Source organism: Microbacterium proteolyticum, from assembly GCF_030818075.1.
In the GTDB taxonomy this organism is placed as follows: domain Bacteria; phylum Actinomycetota; class Actinomycetes; order Actinomycetales; family Microbacteriaceae; genus Microbacterium; species Microbacterium proteolyticum_A.
This window is the reverse complement of the sequence record NZ_JAUSZZ010000001.1, coordinates 527,563-546,093: the sequence shown is the minus strand read 5'-3', so window position 1 is coordinate 546,093 and position 18,531 is coordinate 527,563. Positions and strand designations below refer to the sequence as shown.

The window sequence follows — 18,531 nt, the reverse complement described above, 5'->3', positions numbered from 1 at the left end:
GGGACCGCGTAGCGGCATGCGGGACCCGGTGGCTTCGACAGGCTCAGCCACCTGGCGGGTGAGGTCCCTGAGCTTGTCGAAGGGACCGTTTAACGGCCCGCGAGGCCGGGTGGCTTCGACAGGCTCAGCCACCTGGCGGGGGAGGTCCCTGAGCTTGTCGAAGGGACCGGAACCAGCCGAGCCCGCGATCTCAGCCGAGGAACTCGCGCGCCGCCACGACCAGGTTCTCGACACCGCGGTCGATCGTCGGCTGCATCACCGGGGCGAAGAACGGCGAGTGGTTGGTGGGGATGTCCCGCTCGATGGTGCCGCCGGCGAGCGCATCGGCGAAGACCTGCGGGTCGACGCCGCCCCAGAACCAGAACACCAGCGGCGCGCCCGACGTCCGCGCGAACCACGACACGTCCTCGCTGCCGGTGAACATGCCGGGGTCGACGACCGACGCCTCGCCGAACGAGCGTCGGAACGCTGCGGTGAGGCGGGCCGTGGCATCCACGTCGTTGATGGTGGGCGGGAGGGTGTGGTCGGTGGTGATCGTGGGCTCCTGCGCGGCGCCCGATGCCTGCGCCTCGGCGCGGATGATGCGCTCGACCTTGCTCATCACGCGCGCGCGGGCCGTGTCGTCGGGGTAGCGCAGGCTCAACTCGAGCTTCGCCTCGGCGGGGATGATGTTGTTCTTGAGCCCTGCGTGGATGGACCCCACGGTCACGACGGCGACGTCGCGCGGGTCGACCTCGCGTGAGACGACGGTCTGCAGGCGCATGACGGTGGCGGCGGCCATGACGATGGGGTCGATCGTCGAATGGGGGCGCGAGCCGTGGCCCCCGCGGCCGTGCATGACGACGGTGAGCCCGTCGGATGCCGCCATCTGGGTGCCCGGGCGCACGCCGATGACACCGGCGGGGAGCGGCGTGACGTGCTGGCCGAGCACGATGTCGGGCGTCGGGTAGCGCTCGAGCACACCGTCGGCGATCATCGCCTGCGAGCCGGCGCCGTACTCCTCGGCCGGCTGGAAGACCGCCACGATCGTGCCCGACCACTCATCGCGCGTCGCGACGAGCTTCTCGAGCGCGCCGATCAGCGCCGTGACGTGCATGTCGTGCCCGCACGCGTGCATGACGGGCACGGCATTGCCCGCGGGATCGGTGCCGCGCGCAGTGCTGGCGTAGGCGAGGCCGGTCTGCTCCTCGACGGGCAGGCCGTCCATGTCGGCGCGCAACCAGACGACCGGGCCGTCGCCGTTGTCGATCCGCGTGACCACGCCGGTGCGCCCGACGCCCTCCTCGACGGGAAGTCCGAGGTCGGTGAGGTGCCGGGCGATGACACCGGCGGTCCGCGTCTCCTGGAACGACAGCTCGGGGTGGGAGTGCAGGTCGGTGTACAGGCTCTCGAGGTCGACGCTCATGCCCCGAGCCTAGTTCGCGGCCTGACTCTCATGCCCTGGGGTGGTGTGCGGCGTCGCGGGGTCGTGGGGGGCGAGGTCGGGCCGCGCGCAGCAGGATGCGCACCGCGAGGCCGCGAAGCGCTACCGGATGCCGCGGGCCCCCGCAAGCCGTCCGATCCGGTCAGGTCGGGCGGCGAGGCTGACCGCATGACGACGACACACTTCGACTACCTCATCGTCGGCGGCGGGATGGTCGCCGACACTGCAGCCCGCGGCATCCGTGAGCTCGACGCGGACGGAACGATCGGCATCCTGAGCGACGACGTGGACGAGCCGTACACGCGCCCCGCCCTCAGCAAGAAGCTGTGGACCGACGACGAGTTCACCTGGGAGAAGGTGCCGCTCGGCACGGCCGACGACACCGGCGCCGACATCCGGCTGCAGACGCGCGCGACGGCCATCCGCCCCGAGGCGCATGAGGTGGATGCCGACGGCGAGACGTTCTCGTACGGCAAGGCGCTCATCGCGACCGGCGGAAAGCCCGTGGCCCTGCCCGTCGAGGACCACTCGGACGGGGAGCGCGCCCTGACGTTCCGCACCGCCGAGGATTACCGGCGCCTGCGCGCCCTGTCGACGGAGGTCGGGCGCATCGCGGTCGTCGGCGGCGGGTACATCGGCTCCGAGCTCGCCGCGGCGCTCGTGCAGAACGGCGTCGACACGGTCCTCGTGCACACCGGTGCCGTCCTCGGCGACAGCGTCTTCCCCGCCGCCCTCGCCGAGCGCTTCGAGAAGCTCTTCCGCGACGCCGGCGTCGAGATCGTGGCCGGGTCGAAGGTCGCCGGCGGAGAGGTGGATGCCACCGGCGCCCGCCTCGAGCTCGACAACGGCGACGAGGTGCGGGCGGATGCCGTGGTGAGCGGCCTCGGCATCGAGGTGGCATCCGACCTGGCGGAGCAGGCCGGGCTCCACGTCGACGACGGTGTCGTGGTCGACGCGCAGCTGCGTGCGTCTGTCGACGATGTCTACGCCGCGGGCGATGTCGCCAGCTACCCCGACCGCCTCCTCGGCCGCCGCCGCGTCGAGCACGTCGACAACGCGAACGAGCAGGGCAAGGCCGCCGGCCGGAACCTCGCGGGTGCCGCCGAGCCGTACATGCACACGCCGTACTACTACTCGGCGGTGTTCGGCATCCGGTACGAGGCCGTCGGCACGCTCGACTCGTCGCTCGAGACCGTCGAGGACTGGATCGACCCCGAGCGCGGCGTCGTCTACTACCTCGACGACGACCGGGTCGTCGGTGTGCTGCTGTGGAACGTGGAGGATGCTCGGGATGCCGCGCGAGCCGTCCTGGCCGAGGCGGACGGTCTCACCCGGGACGACCTGATCGGCCGCATCCGCTGAGGTCATCGATGTCGGTGCGACGCGCGGGCTAACCTGGACCGACGTCGCGAGCCCCGCGGCGAGCGAGATCAGGAGCACCCATGGCGGCCGCCGAACTGCGCCTCTCCCTCCCCGAGGAGGCGGCGCGCGATGCCGTCGCCGCGGCCCTGTCCGAGCAGGGATTCGATGCGAGCCGGACGCCGACGGCGCTCGTCGTCTCGAGCGGCTCTGCCGGCACACCTGATGGGTTCGAGGTGCATCTCTCCGCGGTGCCCGAGGGTACGCTCGCGGTCTTCGACTCCACGGCTGCCCCGGGCGGCGGCGCAGCGGCGCGGGAGGCAGCGCGCCTCGTCGGTGCCCGGCTGGCGCAGCAGGGACTGCTCGCGTTCGCCGCACCCGCGGCCGGAGCGCTTCCGCCCATCCCCGCCGCGCCGTCGTCGTCGGGATCTGCGACCGCGGCGGTGGCGGGCTACCCCGGTGCTCCGGCGACGACGGGGTACGCCACTGCGCTGGCCGAGCGTCCGGCCGCGCCGGACGCCGTGGCATCCGGACACACCAACGTGACCGCGATCGTGGCGATCGTGCTGGGCTTCATCGTCCCCCTCGCCGGTGTCGTGACGGGCGCGATCGCCCTCTCGCAAATCAAGCGGACCGGCGAGAAAGGTCACGGCCTGGCGATCGGCGGCATCGTCGCCGGCAGCGTCCTGACCGTCGTGTCCGCCGGCCTCGTCGTCGCTGGCCTGGGGCTCGGATTGTTCGCCGCCGGATCCGGTGCGGTGGCCGATCCCTACGCACCGCCGGAGGAGGGCGGGGTGTCCGTCGCGCCCGACGAGCAGGCGCCGTTCGACCCCTCCGGTCTGGTCGTCGGTGCGTGCCTGGACGAACTCGCCGGGGGCTTCGTCACCTCCGACAACATCGTGGACTGCGCCCAACCGCACTCGTACGAGGCGTTCGGCGGCTTCGACGTCGCGGGCGGGGACTATCCGGGCGACGCGGCGATCGAATCCGCGGCCCTGGACGGGTGCGAGGCCGCCTTCACCGGCTACGTCGGGGCGTCGTACCAGGACTCCCGGCTGGACTACTACTACGTGGGGCCGACGCAGCAGACGTGGGAGGTCGGAGACCGCGAGATCTTCTGCCTGCTCTACGATCCCGAGGCTGTGGAGACGACGGGGTCGCTGGCCGGTTCCGGTCTCTGAACGCGTGCTGCCGCGCGCGGTCGCACTGAGCCGCTCCGGCCGTACGCAGGTCGCTCACCGCGACGGCCGGTTCACCGGTGCCCGCAGGCGCGCGAGCCGTATCCAGCGCTCGCCATCTCGTCCATCGTGTCGGTTGCGCCCACCCTCGAGCGCGTCGGCAGCGGTGGCTGCACGAGGAGCGCGGCCCCGCGCCTGACGCGGAGGGTGGCCCGTGTCCGGGCGGGCGATGCCGCGCGCCTGACGCGGAGGGGCGGCCCGTGTCCGAGTGGGCGGGGCCGCGCGCCTGATGCGGTGAGGTGGCCCGTGTCCGAGTGGGCGGGGCCGCGTGCCTGATGCGGTGAGGTGGCCCGTGTCCGAGCGGACGCTGCCGCGCGCCTGATGCGGTGAGGTGGCCCGTGTCCGAGTGGGCGGGGCCGCGTGCCTGATGCGGTGAGGTGGCCCGTGTCTGAGTGGGCGGGGCCGCGTGAATGCGCATTCGACGCCGGCGCGAGCGTCGGACGCCGCCGCTCCGCTGTGCGTTTTCGGGCCCATCCGCGACGGGCGCGCTCTGCGCCCGCGGGACCGCCGTCGCGCCGCGGACGCGTGTTCTCAGCGCGGAGGAAAATCCGTCAACTGGAGGCAGAACGCGCCCGATGTCGCTACATGATTGAGCAATCAGCTGCCTGAAATGTGCCTCTGCCAGGAATTCCGCCCAGTTTTCGCCGAAGTGTTCCTGCGTCTCAGGTGGTCGTGTACTGTGAAACCACATAACAGACCACTACTGACTAGGTATGCAACGATGCTAACAACGGACACTCGTCAGGTCGAGCAATGGCGCGAACTGACCTCAGCTGTGGCAGGGGCCGACGCCGTCGAACGCGACGCGCTCCTGACCGATCGGGCCAAAGCCACCCGCCGAGAGATCATCAAGATGATCGACAAGGCCGGCCAGGGGCACATCGGCGGCGACCTCTCGGTGACGGACATCCTCACCGTCCTGTACAACGCCGTGCTGCGCATCGACCCGGCCACCCCCGACCTGGAAGGCCGCGACAGGTTCATCCTGAGCAAGGGGCACTGCGCCGCCGCTCTGTACGTCACACTCGCCAGCGCCGGCTACTTCCCCGCCTCAGCGTTGAGCACGTTCATGGACGCGGACTCCGCCCTCAACGGCCACCCGAACCGCAACAAGGTGCCCGGCGTCGAGACGAACACCGGCCCCCTCGGACACGGCCTTCCCGTCGCCGTCGGTCAAGCCCTCGCCGCCAAGCTCGCCGGCAACGGAGCGCGGGTGTTCGCCGTGATGGGCGACGGCGAGATGCAGGAAGGCAGCAACTGGGAGGCGCTGATGACGGCAGCCCACTACGGCCTGGACAACCTCACCGCCATCGTCGACCGCAACAGGCTCCAGCAGGGCGCGCGCACCGAGGACACGTCCTCGCTCGACCCCCTCGACGAGAAGCTGCTCGCCTTCGGATTCGAACTGCGCAGCGTCGACGGGCACGACTACGACCAGCTCCTCGGCGCGTTCGCGCCGTCGAGCACCGGCAAACCCGTCGCCGTGATCGCCAACACGATCAAGGGCAAGGGTGTGTCGTTCATCGAAGACCGCGTCGAGTGGCACCACAAGGTCCCGTCGGCCGAGCAGGTCGCCCTGGCAATGGAGGAACTGGCATGAGCAGAGAAGTCGCCTCGAGCACGACGGTCGCCGAATACGACAACCGCACCGCTTTCGCTGAGGAGCTCGTCGAGCTCGCGCGTACCGACGAGCGCATCGTCGCCGTCTGCAACGACTCCGTCGGATCGTCGAACCTCGGTGCGTTCAAGTCCGAATTCCCCGACCGCCTGATCAACGTCGGTATCGCCGAGCAGAACATGGTCGGCGTCGGGGCCGGCCTCGCCAGCGCCGGGTACATCCCCTTCGTCTGCGCTGCGGGTCCCTTCCTCACCGGACGCGCACTCGAGCAGGTCAAGGCCGACGTCGCCTACAGTCAGCACAACGTCATCCTCTGCGGCATGTCACCGGGCATGGCGTACGGCGAGCTCGGCCCGACCCACCACTCGGTCGAAGACCTCAGCTGGCTCCGCGCCCTTCCGGGGCTCGACATCGTCGTCCCGGCCGACCGACACCAGACCCGTCTCGCCGTTCGGCAGGCCGTCGAGAACCCGCGCCCGACCTACATCCGCGTCGGCCGGTTCAAGGTGCCGGACGTCTCGTCCGACTCCTCGGGTCTCGAACGCGGCACGTTCCAGACCGTGCGCGACGGCAGCGACGTCACCCTCATCGGTACCGGAACCACCGTCTCGCGCGCCCTGGAAGCCGCGGATGCGCTCGCGGAGAGCGGTTTGTCGGTTCGCGTGCTCAACGCCGCCTACCTCGCCCCGCTGGACATCGACGCCATCACGGCCGCAGCCGGGCAGACACGCGCCATCGTCACCGCCGAAGAGGCCAATGTCGCCGGTGGCCTGGGCGCGGCGGTCGCCTCCGTGGTCTCGCAGCTGCCGGCCGGTTCGCGACCTCCGGTGCGCATCCTCGGGCTTTCGGAATTCGCTCCGACGGGCAACACCGCGTGGCTCCTCGACCACTTCGGTCTCACCGCCGCTCACATCCGGGACGCGGCCGAGGACGCTCTGAGCGATGGGTGAGCTTCTCCGCGACGACGCCGTGGTCGTCGCGATCGACCAAGGGACCAGCTCGACGAAGACTCTGGCGGTCGACCTCGCCGGCGACATCGTCGACTCGGCGCTCATCGAGCTGCGTCAGCTCCACCCGGCTCCGGGCTGGGTGGAGCAGGACGCGGAGGAGATCTTCGACAGCGTGCGCCGCACGCTCGAGATGATCGCCGGGCGGATGGGCGACCGCGTCGCGACGATCGGTCTGTCCAACCAGCGCGAGTCCGCTGTCGCGTGGAACCCCCGGACCGGTGAGGCGCTGAGCGCCGTCATCGGGTGGCAGGACCGGCGTACCGCCGACACGGCGCGCCGCTTCACCGCAGACGACCACGGGGAGTGGGTGCGTCGGACATCCGGCCTTCCGCTCGATCCGATGTTCTCCGCTCTGAAGTTCTCCTGGCTGCTCGACGAGATCGACCCGGATCGTTCGCGCTGTGCACGAGGTGAGATCGCTCTCGGCACCGTCGACTCGTGGGTGATGTTCCGGCTGACCGGCGAGCACCGCATCGAGATCGGCAACGCCAGCCGGACCCAGCTGCTCGACATCCGGACGGGCCGCTGGGACGACGGGCTCCTGACGCTGTTCAACATCCCCGCGGAGGCGCTGCCCCGTATCGCCGCGTCGGACGAGGCGTCGCGGCCGGTGGCCGGCATCCGGGGACTGCGTGCCGATGTTCGCATCAACGCCGTCCTCGGAGACTCGCACTCGGCGCTGTTCGCTCACGGTGCGCGCCGTCCCGGGTCGGTCAAGGTCACCTACGGCACCGGGTCGTCGATCATGGGCCTCTCGGACACCGGCGGCGATGAGTGGAACTCGACCGCGCTGGTCGAAACCATCGCGTGGTCACGGGGAGGGCACGTGGCGCGGGCCTTCGAGGGGAACGTGCTGTCGACGGGTGCGACCGTGCTGTGGTTGTCGCGACTGTTCGCCTGCGACGTCGACGAGCTCGACAAGCTCGCGCGCACGGTTCCGGATGCCGCCGGCGTCGCGCTGGTGCCCGCGTTCGCGGGCATCGGAGCACCGTGGTGGAACCCGTCGGCGAAAGCCGTCATCAGCGGCTTCGATCTCGGCACGACTCCGGCCCACGTCGCCCGCGCCGCCTTCGACTCCATCACCCTGCAGATCGAGGACGTCGCCAAGGCGGCGGAATCGATCACGGGCACGGCCATCGACGCTCTCCTGGTCGACGGCGGTCCCGCACGCAACGACTGGTTGATGCAGCTGCAGGCCGACACGAGCGAGCGCGCGGTCATGCGTCCCGACAACCCGGCGCTGTCCGGGCTGGGGGTGGCGCACATGGCGGGCCTCGCCGCGGGCCTCTGGACCGACGAACGGCTCGACGAGATCCGTCCCGCCATCACCGCCTTCACCCCGAACGCCGGACCGGCGGCCGCGGAGGAACGCCGGCACACCTGGCTGGACGCTCTGGGGCGCTCCTTGGGTGTCGACACCCCCCGCGTCAGCGAACCCTCCACCCTCATCTGATCCCCTCGTCCTGCTTGCGAAGGAGCACGCAATGACCACCACTGTGGCGTCCCCGATGTACGCCGGGCACTTCGCCGGAAGAAGCGCCGTCATCACCGGCGCCGGTCGCGGTATCGGTTTGGCGGTGGGACGCGCGTTCGCGGAGAGCGGCGCCTCGGTGCTGCTCGTGGACCGCGACGCCGTCGTGGAGGATGCCGCCGAACAGCTGCGGGCCGATGGGCTCGACGCTCACGGCATCCGCGCCGACGTCACCGACGAGGCGGCCATGCGCGGCGTCTTCGCCGAAGCGGACGAGCGGTGGAGCTCGCTCGACGTCCTGGTCAACAACGCCGGCATCATCACGATCTCCGACCTCGACGACCTTTCCCTCGACGATTTCCAGCGGGTTCTCGCGGTCAACACCACGGCGATGTTCCTCGGATGCCGGGAGGCGGCGCCGCTGCTTCGCCGCAGCCGTTCCGGAGTCATCCTGAACGCCGCGTCGGGGCAGGCGCGGCAGGGGTTCATCTTCACCCCCCACTACGCCGCCAGCAAGTTCGGCGTGATCGGCCTCACGCAGTCGCTCGCGAAGGAGCTCGCGAAGGACGGCATCCGGGTCAACGCGTACTGCCCCGGAATCGTCCAGACCGACATGTGGGACTACAACGATCGCGAATGGGGCCGCCGGCTCGGCCACTACGCCCCGGGCGAGCTCATCCGGGAATGGATCGACGCGATCCCCCTGAAACGACCCGCGGAGGCGAAGGACATCGCCAACCTGCTGCTCTTCCTGGCGTCCGACGCCGCCGAGTACATCACCGGACAAGCCGTCAACATCGACGGCGGCATGTTCATGAACTGACCCACGAATCGATCATCCAACGGAGCATGAAATGACCTCAGCCATCGCACAACCTCCCACGTCGGCGACGCCGACGACGAAGCGCTCCCTCGCGACCTACCTCCACGGGAGCGGCGGCAGCCTGATCGGCCTCATCGGTCTCTTCGTCATCCTGTCGATCTTCGCGCCCAACTTCTTCACGGTCCGCAACTTCGTGAACGTCGTCGACCAGGTCACCGTCCTCGGTGTCCTCGCCATCGGCGCGACCCTCGTCATCATCACCGGCGGAATCGACCTGTCCGTGGGCGCCATCCTGGGTCTGTCCACCATGGTGCTCGGCTGGCTGTCGCACGATGGGGGGTGGCCGCTGCCCCTCGCCATGCTGGCGGCGGTCGCCGTCGGCGCCGCGGCCGGCTTGATCAACGGTCTCGGCGTGACCAGAGCGATGCTCCCACCCTTCATCGCCACCCTCGCGATGATGTCCGTCGCCCGAGGGCTGGCGAACATCATCACGGACGGTCAGCAGATCGTCGGGTACCCGGAGTGGTTCTTCAACCTGTCCGCCGACCGGTTCCTCGGCTTTTTCTCCGTGACCATCATCGTCGCGGTCCTGCTCTACGCCCTGACGTGGGCGTACCTGAAGTACCGCACCGGGGGCCGCTCCATCTACGCCATCGGCGGCAGCTCCGAGGTCGCTCGTCTGTCGGGAATCCCCGTCAAGCGCGCCACCACCTGGGTGTACGTCACCGCGGGAGCCCTCGCCGGCGTGGGCGGCATCATCCTCGCCAGCAGGCTCGACTCCTCCCAGCCGACCGCCGGAACCGGCTACGAGCTGGACGTCATCGCCGCCGTCGTGATCGGCGGCGCGAGCCTCACCGGCGGGTCGGGGAAGATCACCGGCACCATCATCGGCGTCCTGATCATCGGTTTCCTCCGCAACGGACTGAACCTCCTCGGCGTCTCGCCCTTCCTCCAGCAGATCGTCATCGGTCTGGTCATCGCCGTCGCCGTGATGGCCGACGTCCTGCGCCGCCGGCGCGCCTGAGTCCCCTCCCCACACCATCGGAAAGCACCGGTGCACCGAAGAAGGTGAACCGGCACAAAGAAAGAGGAAAGAATGCTTCGCAAGATCGCAGCGGGTGTCACGGCGGTTGTCATCGCCGCATCCCTCACCGCCTGCTCGTCCTCCGGCATCGGCGGGGGTGACGACGGCCAGAAGACCATCGGTCTGGCCGTCGCCAACCTGCAGGCCGACTTCTTCAACCAGATCCGCCAGTCGGTCGAAGCCGAGGCCGCGGCCGAAGGTGTCGAGGTCATCGTGTCGGATGCCAAGGGCGACTCCGACACCCAGGTCAGCCAGATCCAGGACTTCATCACCCAGAACGTCGACGCCATCATCTACATCCCCGCGGGTGCGACCGCGGCCACCGTGCCCGTCCGCGCGGCGAAGGATGCCGGCATCCCCATCGTCACCGTCGACCGCAACCCCGAGGGGGCACCGGGAGACACCTTCATCGCCACCGACAGCGTCGCGGCCGCGCAGGCTCTGGGCGAGTGGGTCGTCGAACAGACAGGCGGCACCGGGAACGTCGGCGTCGTGCAGGGTCAGATCGGCACCACCCCGCAGGTCGCCCGCGAGGAAGGCTTCACCGCCGCGCTCGAAGGATCCGACCTGAAGATCGTGGCCGAGCAGGCGTCGGCGCAGTGGGCGCAGGACGAGGGCTACGACATCGCCACCGACATGCTGCAGTCCAACCCCGACATCAGCGTGTTCTTCGGTCAGGCCGATGCGCTCGCGCTCGGCGCGTCTGCGGCGGCTCGCGCCGCCGGCGTCGACGTTCTCGTCGTCGGGTTCGACGGTGACGTCGCCGGCCTCGAGGCCGTCCGGGACGGCAACCTCGCCGCGACCATCACGCAGCCGACGCAGGGGATGGGCAAGCTCGCCGTGCAGTCGGCGGTCAAGCTCATCGACGGCGAGGAGCTGCCCGCTGAGCAGCTGCAGGAGGGCGTGCTCACCACGCCCGAGAACGTCGAGCCGTTCATCGAAACCCACCCGTGACCGGTGGGGTCCCCGGGCCGACACCGGCCCGGGGACCCTCCCCTCACCATTCCCCTGCGCGTGCATTGGAGAAGGACATGCCCATCGAAGACACAGATCGGGACCTGGTCGTCACTGGCGTCTCCAAGATCTACCCCGGCACCAAGGCGCTCGTCGACGTCGACCTGCGTATCCACCCGGGCGAAGTCGTCGCCCTCCTCGGCGAGAACGGAGCCGGCAAATCGACGCTGTCGTCGATCATCGCCGGCGTCACCACCCCGACCACCGGCTCGATGACCTGGCAGGGCGAGCCCTACGCCCCCGCGAGCCCCGCCGAGGCCATCCGCGTGGGGATCGGCCTCATCCATCAAGAGACCCGCCTGCTGCCTGACCTGACCGTCGCCGAGAACGTCGTCATCGGTCGGTGGCCGACGCGAAGCGGGTTCGTCAACACCGCTGAGATGAAGCGCGTCGCAGAGAAGCACCTGCGCCGGCTCGGTTTCCAGGGCTCGATGGACCTGCTCGCCCGCGACCTCAGCGTCGCGGGCGCGCAACAGGTCGAGATCGCGAAGGCGCTGACGCTGGATGCGCGCCTTCTCATCCTCGACGAGCCGACCGCCGCCCTGGGCCAGGCGGAGACGGACGCCCTTTTCGAGACCGTGAAGTCGCTCCGGGAAGAGGGAGTGTCGTTCATCTACGTGAGCCACCGACTCGCCGAGATCGCGGTCATCGCGGACCGCATCGTGGTGCTGCGGGACGGCCAGAAGATCGCCGAGCATGCCGAGGCCACCGTCCACCCCGACGAGCTCGTCGCGCAGATGGTTGGACGCTCGGTCGATCGACTGTTCCCCGACATGCCCGCGCACCGCCCTGAGGTCGCGCTCACGGTGGAGGGCCTCACCGGCAGCAACGGACGCTTCGAGAACGTCAGTTTCCAGGTCCACAAGGGAGAGGTCTTCGGCATCGCGGGCATCGTGGGGGCCGGGCGAACCGAGCTCGTGCGTGCCATCGGCGGCGCGGACGGCGTGTCCTCGGGACGCATCGAGCTCGACGGTGTTCCCCTGCGCCCCGAACGCCCCAAGGATGCCATCGCCCAGGGCATCGTCCTCATCCCCGAGGACCGCAAGCATCAGGGTGTCATCCTCTCGCAGAGCATCGAGGAGAATCTCGTCCTGCCGAACATGGACCGGGTGCGCGGCGCGCTCGGAACCATCGCCCCGAAGCGGGTCCGGGCGTTCACCGACGAGATCATGAAACAGATGAGGGTGAAAGGCCAGCTCGCCCTCCCCGCATCCTCGATGTCCGGTGGCAATCAGCAGAAGATCGTCATCGGCAAGTGGCTGGCTCGCGATCCCAAGGTCGTCATTCTCGACGAGCCGACTCGAGGCATCGACGTGGGTGCGCGCGCCGCCATCTACGACGTCATCCGCGACCTCGCGGCCCGGGGAACAGCCGTCATCGTCGTCAGCAGCGACCTCGACGAAGTCCTGGGGCTCGCGAGCCGAGTCATGGTGCTCGCTCGCGGCCGCAACCAGGGAATCCTCCCCAGCGAGGACGCGACCGCCAACGCGGTGATGGCGCTCGCCACTCGCTGACCCTTACGTCTTCTCATCGAACGGAGTACACACATGACCACGCACTACCCCGGCGTCACTTTCGCGCTGGACGGGAAGACCGCCCTCGTCACGGGTGGGGCCAGCGGGATCGGCCAAGCCATCGCCATCGTCGCCGCCGAGTACGGCGCGGCTGTCGGACTGGTCGACCTCCCCTCAGCAGACTTCTCCGCGACCATCTCCGCGATCGAGGCATCCGGCGGACGTGCCATCGCCGCCCCCGCCGACGTCACGGACCCGGACTCGATGGCCGCCGCCGTGCGCAAGATCGAAGACGAGCTGGGACCTCTGACGCTCGCCGTGAACGCCGCGGGCATCGCGAACGCCGCCCCCGCAGAAGACATGGAACTGTCGATGTGGAAGCGCCTGTACGACATCGACGTCACGGGCGTCTTCATCTCCTGCCAGGCCGAGGCGCGGGCCATGCTCGCGCACGGTGAAGGGTCCATCGTCAACATCGCGTCGATGTCCGGATCCATCGCCAACCGAGGATTGACGCAGGCGCACTACAACAGCGCCAAAGCAGCGGTGATCCATCTCTCGAAGTCGCTCGCCGCGGAATGGGCGACGCGGGGCGTGCGCGTGAACGCCCTCAGCCCCGGGTACACCATGACGCCGATGAACAGCCGCCCCGAAGTCGCCGAGCAGGTGGCCGTCTTCGCGTCGGAGACGCCGATGCAGCGCACGGCCCAGCCCGAGGAGATGGCCGGCCCCGCCGTGTTCCTGCTCTCTCCCGCTGCGTCGTTCCTCACCGGGCACGACCTCGTCGTCGACGGCGGCTTCACCATCTGGTGAGCAGGCGCCGACCCACTGCGAAACGAATGAACGGTGCGCCAGAACTGAATGGATAATCAGAGGACCACCGAATCGAGAGGTCGTTCTCCCATGGCACTTGCCACCATTCCCGAAGCCGTCGCGGCTCTCCGAGCCGGGCGGGCAGTGATCGTCGCGGATGACGAGGACCGCGAGAACGAGGGCGACATCGTCTTCTCCGCGGAACTCGTCACCCGCGATGTGGTGGCGTGGACGGTGCGAGTCAGCTCCGGCTTCATCTGCGCACCGCTCACGCACGCCATCGCCGACGAACTGGACCTCCCGCCCATGGTGGCGAACAACGAGGACCCCCGCGGAACCGCCTACACCGTGACCGTCGATGCCGCTGACCGACTCGCGACGGGCATCAGCGCCACGGATCGCGCCCACACGCTGCGCCTGCTCGCCGACGAGGGGACGAAAGCGGCTCACCTCACCCGGCCCGGCCATATCCTCCCGCTGAGGGCCGTCGAGGGCGGCGTGCTCGAGCGCGACGGTCACACGGAAGCGGCCGTCGATCTGATGATGCTCGCCGGACTCCGCCCCGTCGCCGGTATCGCCGAGATCGTCGCCGAGGACGGCGAGATGATGCGTCTGCCCGGTCTGCTCGAGCTGGGTCAGCGCGACGACGTGCTGGTCATCACGGTCGCCGATCTCATCAGGTTCCTCCGAGACCGCTCGGGTGACCGCAGCAGCATCGGAGCGGTCTGATGGCACGCGTCTCGGCCACGCGGGTCTCGCCCGACCGGCTGCCCCTCATCACCAAAGTGGCGCGTCTTTATCACGAGCGCGGCGTCCGTCAACCGGAGATCGCCCGGCGACTGAGCATCTCCCAGTCCAGGGTGTCGCGCTTGCTGAAAGAGGCCGTCGAGTTGGGCATCGTCCGCACCGTGGTCGTTCAACCCCCCACGGTCCATTCCGACCTCGAGGACGAGGTGCGAGACCTCTACGGTCTCGCCGACGTCGTGATCGCGGACAGCGCGTCCGACGACGAAGCCTCCATCCTCGCGTCCATCAGCGGCGCGACGGCCGCCTATTTCGAGACGACACTCACCGGTCACGACCGGGTCGGGATCTCGTCGTGGTCGTCGACCCTGCTCGCCGCCGTCGACAAGATGGTGCCGAAGAACGTCAGCACCGCCAGTGTGATCGTGCAGGTTCTCGGCGGGTTGGGCGCGCCCACCATCCAGGTGAAGGCGACGCACCTCGTCGAACGTCTGTCCGCGGTGACGGGAGCGGTACCCGTCTTCTTCTCCGCCCCGGGTGTGGTCGCCAGCGAAGTCGTGCGAGACGCCATCCTCGCCGACACGTCTTCTCGTGAAGCCGTCGACGAATGGAGCAGGCTCACGGTCCTCGTCGCGGGGATCGGCAGCATCGCCCCGTCGCCGATGCTGAAGGATTCCGGCAACGCGGTGCCGTCCGGCGAGCTCGCCAAGCTCAGCGAAGCCGGCGCGGTGGGCGACATCTGCCTGCAGTTCTTCGACGCCACCGGCCGGCTCGTCGAGACGGACTTCGGCACCCGCACCGTCGGCATCAGCGCGGACGAGATGCGCAGGATCCCGCGCCGGGTCGGCGTCGCCGGCGGCGAGAGGAAGTGGGAGGCGATTCGCGCTTCCCTCGCCGGACGGTGGATCGACGTCCTCATCACCGACGTCGCCACCGCTCGGTGGCTCGTCGCCAACCCCATCGCCGAGACAGCGGGCGACGGCGGTCCGGCACGAAAGCCGGACCCGATCACCGCATGAACGTTCGTCGGGGCGATGGTGGGTCGCCCCGACGAACACCTTTTCGCGAGCGTTCCCCGTCGGCGGCGGTCCCCGCGACGGCATCGACCTCGCGCTGACCGCCCGCCGCGGGTGATCGCCTCGGTCGCCGCGGTTCCCGGGTGACGTCGCACATGCGCTCGTCTGCGACTGGTCCCCGCCTCAGTGCGCGAGGGGCGCGGTGGAACCGCGGTCGACCAGCTCGAAGGGCAGCGTGCCCCGACCGGGGGCGGGCGGGCGCCCGTCGAGCGCATCGAGCACCGCCTCGGCCGCGCGTTCACCTTGGCCGCGCGCGAACTGGTCGATCGTCGTCAGGCCGAACCAGCGGCCGAGGTCGTGGCCGTCGACGCCGATGATCGAGACATCCTCGGGGACGCGCAACCCCAAGGCGCGGGCGGCGAGGATGGCCCCGATCGCCATCTCGTCGGATGCCGCGAACAGAGCCGTGGGGCGCTCGCCGCGCGACAGCACCCGCGTCGCGGCCGCCGACCCGCCGTCGATGGTGAAGTCGGCTGGCTCCACCTCGGCGGCGGTGACGCCCGCCTCGGCGAGCGACTGTTCGAAGCCGCGGCGCCGCAGCGTCGGCACCGACGACGCGGCATCCGCCACGGCATCCGCTCCGATGTGGGCGAGATGCCGGTGTCCGAGTTCGAGCAGGTGCGCGGTCGCGAGTCGGCCGACCGCCAGGTCGTCGACCGTGAGGGTCGTCAGCAGGGGATTGGGTCCGGCGATCGCGACGATCGGCACCCCGAGGCCTCGCAAAGACGCCGATTCCTCGGCATCCGATTCCAGGGCGATGGTGATGACGGCGTCGATGCGGCGGCGCCGCAGGTGGTCGTCGAACACACGCCGACGCTCGCCGGCGTCGGCGCTCACGCTGTAGAGGGTGATGTCGTAGCCGTGGCGCACGAGCGCGTCGGAGATGCCCGCGAGCACGGTGCTGAAGAACCACCGGTCGAGGAACGGCACGACGACGCCGACGGCCCGCGTGCGTCCGGTCGCCAAGCTCGACGCGGCCGCCGACACGACGTAGCCGAGTCGATCGGCTGCCGCGAGCACGCGCTCGCGGGTCACGCGCGACACCGGCCCGCGGCCGCTCAGCGCCCGCGAGACCGTGGCCGTCGACACGCCCGCGGCGCGCGCGACGTCGTCGATGCCGACCACGGTCTCGTTCGTTCTCTGTGGAGCGATGGATGCCGCGGCTCAGGCCGCGGCGATCCAGACGGTCGTGTCGGTGGGAAGGCTGTGGCCGTCGACCGGACCGCTGGCCACGAGAACCTCGCCGGCCGGCAGCGCGACAGCCGCGTCGCCCAGGTTCGCGATCACGGTCAGCGTGCCGTTGCGGAACGCCACCACGTCGTCGCCGTACCCGTCGAGCCACTCGAGACCGCCCGCGCCGAGGTTGCGCTCGCGGCGCTCGGCGAGCAGCGCCTGGTACAGCGAGAGCGTCGAGGAGGGGTCGTCGACCTGCGCGTCGTGCGCCAGCTCGGCCCACTCCGCGGGCTGGGGCAGCCACGACGCACCGGTGGTGTTGAAGCCGTACGCGGGGGCGTCCGCGGTCCACGGCAGCGGCACGCGGCATCCGTCGCGGCCATACCGCTCGCCGTTCGTGCGGAACCACGTCGGGTCCTGACGGGCGTCGTCGGGCAGGTCGATCACCTCGGGCAGGCCGAGCTCTTCGCCCTGGTACAGGTACGACGAGCCGGGAAGGGCGAGCATGAGCGACGTGGCCGCGCGGGCTCGGCGGAGCCCCTTGACGGGGTCGGGCTGGCCGGGCGACTTCGGACCGATGCCCGCGCCCTGCGGGTTCTCGGCCGTCAGCGCGAGACGCGACGCGTGACGCACGACGTCGTGGTTCGACAGCACCCACGTGCTCGGGGCGCCGACGGCGCCGTACTGCGCGAGCGATTCGGTGATGACGGCGCGCAGGGCTGCGGCATCCCACTTCGTCTCGAGGTAGTGGAAGTTGAACGCCTGGTGCATCTCGTCGGGACGCACCCACAGCGCGGTCTGCTCGACCGTCGGCAGCCACGCCTCGGCGCACAGCGCGCGATCGCCGTCGTACGCGGCGAGCACCTCGTGCCACTCGCGCCACACCTCGTGCACACCGGCCTGGCCCCAGTACGGCACTTCGGCGGTGTCGCCACCCATGGAACCGCCCTCGGGGTCGGGCGTGAAGTCGGGCAGTCCGTCGGCCTTGATGAGGCCGTGCGCGACGTCGACGCGGAAGCCGTCGACCCCGCGGTCGAGCCAGAAGCGCAGCACGTCGCGGAACTCCGCGCGCACCTCGGGGTTGGTCCAGTCGAAGTCGGGCTGGCTCTCGTCGAAGATGTGCAGGTACCACTGGCCGGGCGTGCCGTCGGCCTCGGTGACGCGCGTCCACATTCCGCCGCCGAACACGCTCTCCCAGTTGTTGGGGGGCAGCTCGCCGTTCGCGCCCTTGCCGTCGCGGAAGATGTAGCGGGCCCGCTCCGGGCTCCCCGGCGCGGCCTTCAGCGCCTGCTGGAACCACTCGTGCTGATCGCTGGAGTGGTTCGGCACGAGGTCGACGATCACGCGGATGCCGCGCTCGTGCGCGCCCGCGAGCATCGTGTCGAAGTCGGCCAGGGTGCCGAAGATCGGGTCGACATCGCGGTAGTCGGCGACGTCGTAGCCCGCGTCCTTCTGCGGCGACGTCTGGAAGGGGCTGAGCCAGATGGCATCCACCCCGAGGGTCTGCAGGTCGTCGAGGTGCGCGGTGACGCCGGGGAGGTCGCCCAGGCCGTCGCCCGACGCGTCGGCGAACGAGCGGGGGTAGATCTGGTAGATGACGGCGGTGCGCCACCATTCCGCTCCGGGCGCCGAGGCGAGTTCGGTACGCGCGTCTTCCTGCGTGAAAGTCATGCGGCAACGTTAGTGCAAGCGCTTGCAGTGGTGTCAAGTGGCGGGGGTCCGGGCGCGGCGCCGCGCGGCGGCGACGTCGCGCGCGGCGCGGCGCGGCGTGCCGCTGGCGTCGCGCCTTGGCGGTGACTTGCGCCGTATGTACGCGCGGGGTGGGTGTGCGTGTGCATTTGGCCGAAGTCAGCGGGAGCTGGGCGTGGGCCTGGACGGGCGGGTCGTGGGTCCGGGCGGGCAGGGCGTGGGCCCGGGCGGGCGGGGCGTCGATGCCGGCGTGCCGGCGTTGCGTGGCGGCGACGTCGCGCGCGGCGCGGCGTGCCGCTGGCGTCGCGCCCGGCGGTGACTTGCGCCGTATGTTCGCGCGGGGTGGGTGCGCGTGTGCATTTGGCCGAAGTCAGCTGGAGCTGGGCGTGGGCCCGGGCGGGGCGGGGCGTGGATGCCGGCGTGCCGGCGTTGCGTGGCGGCGACGTCGCGCGCGGCGGTGACTTGCGCCGTGTGTACGCGCG

14 protein-coding genes and 1 pseudogene are annotated in these 18,531 nt (G+C 70.2%); 12 read left to right on the top strand and 3 right to left on the bottom strand.

Annotation, left to right across the window (positions count from 1 at the left end):
• Window positions 1-190 precede the first annotated feature (190 nt).
• Window positions 191-1,405, bottom strand: coding sequence for an amidohydrolase (locus tag QE392_RS02595; protein ID WP_307447453.1), 1,215 nt, complete (start codon window positions 1,403-1,405; stop codon window positions 191-193).
• Window positions 1,406-1,591: 186 nt separating this feature from the next.
• Between QE392_RS02595 and QE392_RS02590 the strand changes: the two genes are divergently transcribed.
• The 12 genes and pseudogenes from QE392_RS02590 to QE392_RS02535 all read left to right on the top strand — a co-directional run bounded on the left by QE392_RS02590 (window position 1,592) and on the right by QE392_RS02535 (window position 15,130).
• Window positions 1,592-2,785, top strand: a complete 1,194-nt coding sequence (locus tag QE392_RS02590) for an NAD(P)/FAD-dependent oxidoreductase (RefSeq protein WP_307447449.1) — start codon at window positions 1,592-1,594, stop codon at window positions 2,783-2,785.
• An 80-nt stretch (window positions 2,786-2,865) separates the two neighbouring features.
• Window positions 2,866-3,963 (top strand): DUF4190 domain-containing protein, encoded by a 1,098-nt coding sequence (locus QE392_RS02585; protein WP_307447446.1) that lies wholly within the window; start codon window positions 2,866-2,868, stop codon window positions 3,961-3,963.
• Between the two features lie 778 nt (window positions 3,964-4,741).
• Window positions 4,742-5,620, top strand: a complete 879-nt coding sequence (locus QE392_RS02580; RefSeq protein WP_307447444.1) for a transketolase — start codon at window positions 4,742-4,744, stop codon at window positions 5,618-5,620.
• Window positions 5,617-6,588: a transketolase family protein gene (locus QE392_RS02575; protein ID WP_307447441.1), complete on the top strand. Its 972-nt coding sequence runs from the start codon at window positions 5,617-5,619 to the stop codon at window positions 6,586-6,588. The genes QE392_RS02580 and QE392_RS02575 overlap by 4 nt, the downstream gene beginning before the upstream one ends.
• Window positions 6,581-8,101: an FGGY-family carbohydrate kinase gene (locus QE392_RS02570; RefSeq protein ID WP_307447438.1), complete on the top strand. Its 1,521-nt coding sequence runs from the start codon at window positions 6,581-6,583 to the stop codon at window positions 8,099-8,101. The genes QE392_RS02575 and QE392_RS02570 overlap by 8 nt, the downstream gene beginning before the upstream one ends.
• Window positions 8,102-8,132: 31 nt before the next feature.
• On the top strand, window positions 8,133-8,942 hold the full coding sequence (locus tag QE392_RS02565) for an SDR family NAD(P)-dependent oxidoreductase (protein WP_307447436.1): 810 nt from the start codon (window positions 8,133-8,135) through the stop codon (window positions 8,940-8,942).
• A gap of 31 nt (window positions 8,943-8,973) precedes the next feature.
• Window positions 8,974-9,966 (top strand): ABC transporter permease, encoded by a 993-nt coding sequence (locus QE392_RS02560; protein ID WP_307447434.1) that lies wholly within the window; start codon window positions 8,974-8,976, stop codon window positions 9,964-9,966.
• 72 nt (window positions 9,967-10,038) lie between these two features.
• Window positions 10,039-10,980 (top strand): substrate-binding domain-containing protein, encoded by a 942-nt coding sequence (locus QE392_RS02555; RefSeq protein WP_307447431.1) that lies wholly within the window; start codon window positions 10,039-10,041, stop codon window positions 10,978-10,980.
• A gap of 77 nt (window positions 10,981-11,057) precedes the next feature.
• On the top strand, window positions 11,058-12,554 hold the full coding sequence (locus tag QE392_RS02550) for a sugar ABC transporter ATP-binding protein (protein WP_307447428.1): 1,497 nt from the start codon (window positions 11,058-11,060) through the stop codon (window positions 12,552-12,554).
• Window positions 12,555-12,587: 33 nt separating this feature from the next.
• Entirely contained in the window at window positions 12,588-13,367 is a 780-nt protein-coding gene (locus QE392_RS02545) for an SDR family oxidoreductase (protein ID WP_307447426.1), read from the top strand.
• Window positions 13,368-13,457: 90 nt separating this feature from the next.
• A pseudogene (ribB, locus tag QE392_RS02540) lies at window positions 13,458-14,060 on the top strand (3,4-dihydroxy-2-butanone-4-phosphate synthase); the annotation flags it as partial.
• A gap of 35 nt (window positions 14,061-14,095) precedes the next feature.
• Window positions 14,096-15,130, top strand: coding sequence for a sugar-binding transcriptional regulator (locus QE392_RS02535; RefSeq protein ID WP_307447422.1), 1,035 nt, complete (start codon window positions 14,096-14,098; stop codon window positions 15,128-15,130).
• A 180-nt stretch (window positions 15,131-15,310) separates the two neighbouring features.
• Here QE392_RS02535 and QE392_RS02530 read toward each other — a convergent pair whose 3' ends face one another.
• On the bottom strand, window positions 15,311-16,312 hold the full coding sequence (locus QE392_RS02530; protein WP_307447419.1) for a LacI family DNA-binding transcriptional regulator: 1,002 nt from the start codon (window positions 16,310-16,312) through the stop codon (window positions 15,311-15,313).
• Between the two features lie 39 nt (window positions 16,313-16,351).
• Entirely contained in the window at window positions 16,352-18,031 is a 1,680-nt protein-coding gene (locus tag QE392_RS02525; protein ID WP_307447416.1) for a glycoside hydrolase family 13 protein, read from the bottom strand.
• Window positions 18,032-18,531: the final 500 nt, after the last annotated feature.

Bases quoted from the DNA above. Each gene is read 5' to 3' on its own strand.
- QE392_RS02595 (WP_307447453.1), bottom strand. From the start codon at position 1,405: ATGAGCGTCGACCTCGAGAGCCTGTACACCGACCTGCACTCCCACCCC.
- QE392_RS02590 (WP_307447449.1), top strand. From the start codon at position 1,592: ATGACGACGACACACTTCGACTACCTCATCGTCGGCGGCGGGATGGTC.
- QE392_RS02585 (WP_307447446.1), top strand. From the start codon at position 2,866: ATGGCGGCCGCCGAACTGCGCCTCTCCCTCCCCGAGGAGGCGGCGCGC.
- QE392_RS02580 (WP_307447444.1), top strand. From the start codon at position 4,742: ATGCTAACAACGGACACTCGTCAGGTCGAGCAATGGCGCGAACTGACC.
- QE392_RS02575 (WP_307447441.1), top strand. From the start codon at position 5,617: ATGAGCAGAGAAGTCGCCTCGAGCACGACGGTCGCCGAATACGACAAC.
- QE392_RS02570 (WP_307447438.1), top strand. From the start codon at position 6,581: ATGGGTGAGCTTCTCCGCGACGACGCCGTGGTCGTCGCGATCGACCAA.
- QE392_RS02565 (WP_307447436.1), top strand. From the start codon at position 8,133: ATGACCACCACTGTGGCGTCCCCGATGTACGCCGGGCACTTCGCCGGA.
- QE392_RS02560 (WP_307447434.1), top strand. From the start codon at position 8,974: ATGACCTCAGCCATCGCACAACCTCCCACGTCGGCGACGCCGACGACG.
- QE392_RS02555 (WP_307447431.1), top strand. From the start codon at position 10,039: ATGCTTCGCAAGATCGCAGCGGGTGTCACGGCGGTTGTCATCGCCGCA.
- QE392_RS02550 (WP_307447428.1), top strand. From the start codon at position 11,058: ATGCCCATCGAAGACACAGATCGGGACCTGGTCGTCACTGGCGTCTCC.
- QE392_RS02545 (WP_307447426.1), top strand. From the start codon at position 12,588: ATGACCACGCACTACCCCGGCGTCACTTTCGCGCTGGACGGGAAGACC.
- QE392_RS02535 (WP_307447422.1), top strand. From the start codon at position 14,096: ATGGCACGCGTCTCGGCCACGCGGGTCTCGCCCGACCGGCTGCCCCTC.
- QE392_RS02525 (WP_307447416.1), bottom strand. From the start codon at position 18,031: ATGACTTTCACGCAGGAAGACGCGCGTACCGAACTCGCCTCGGCGCCC.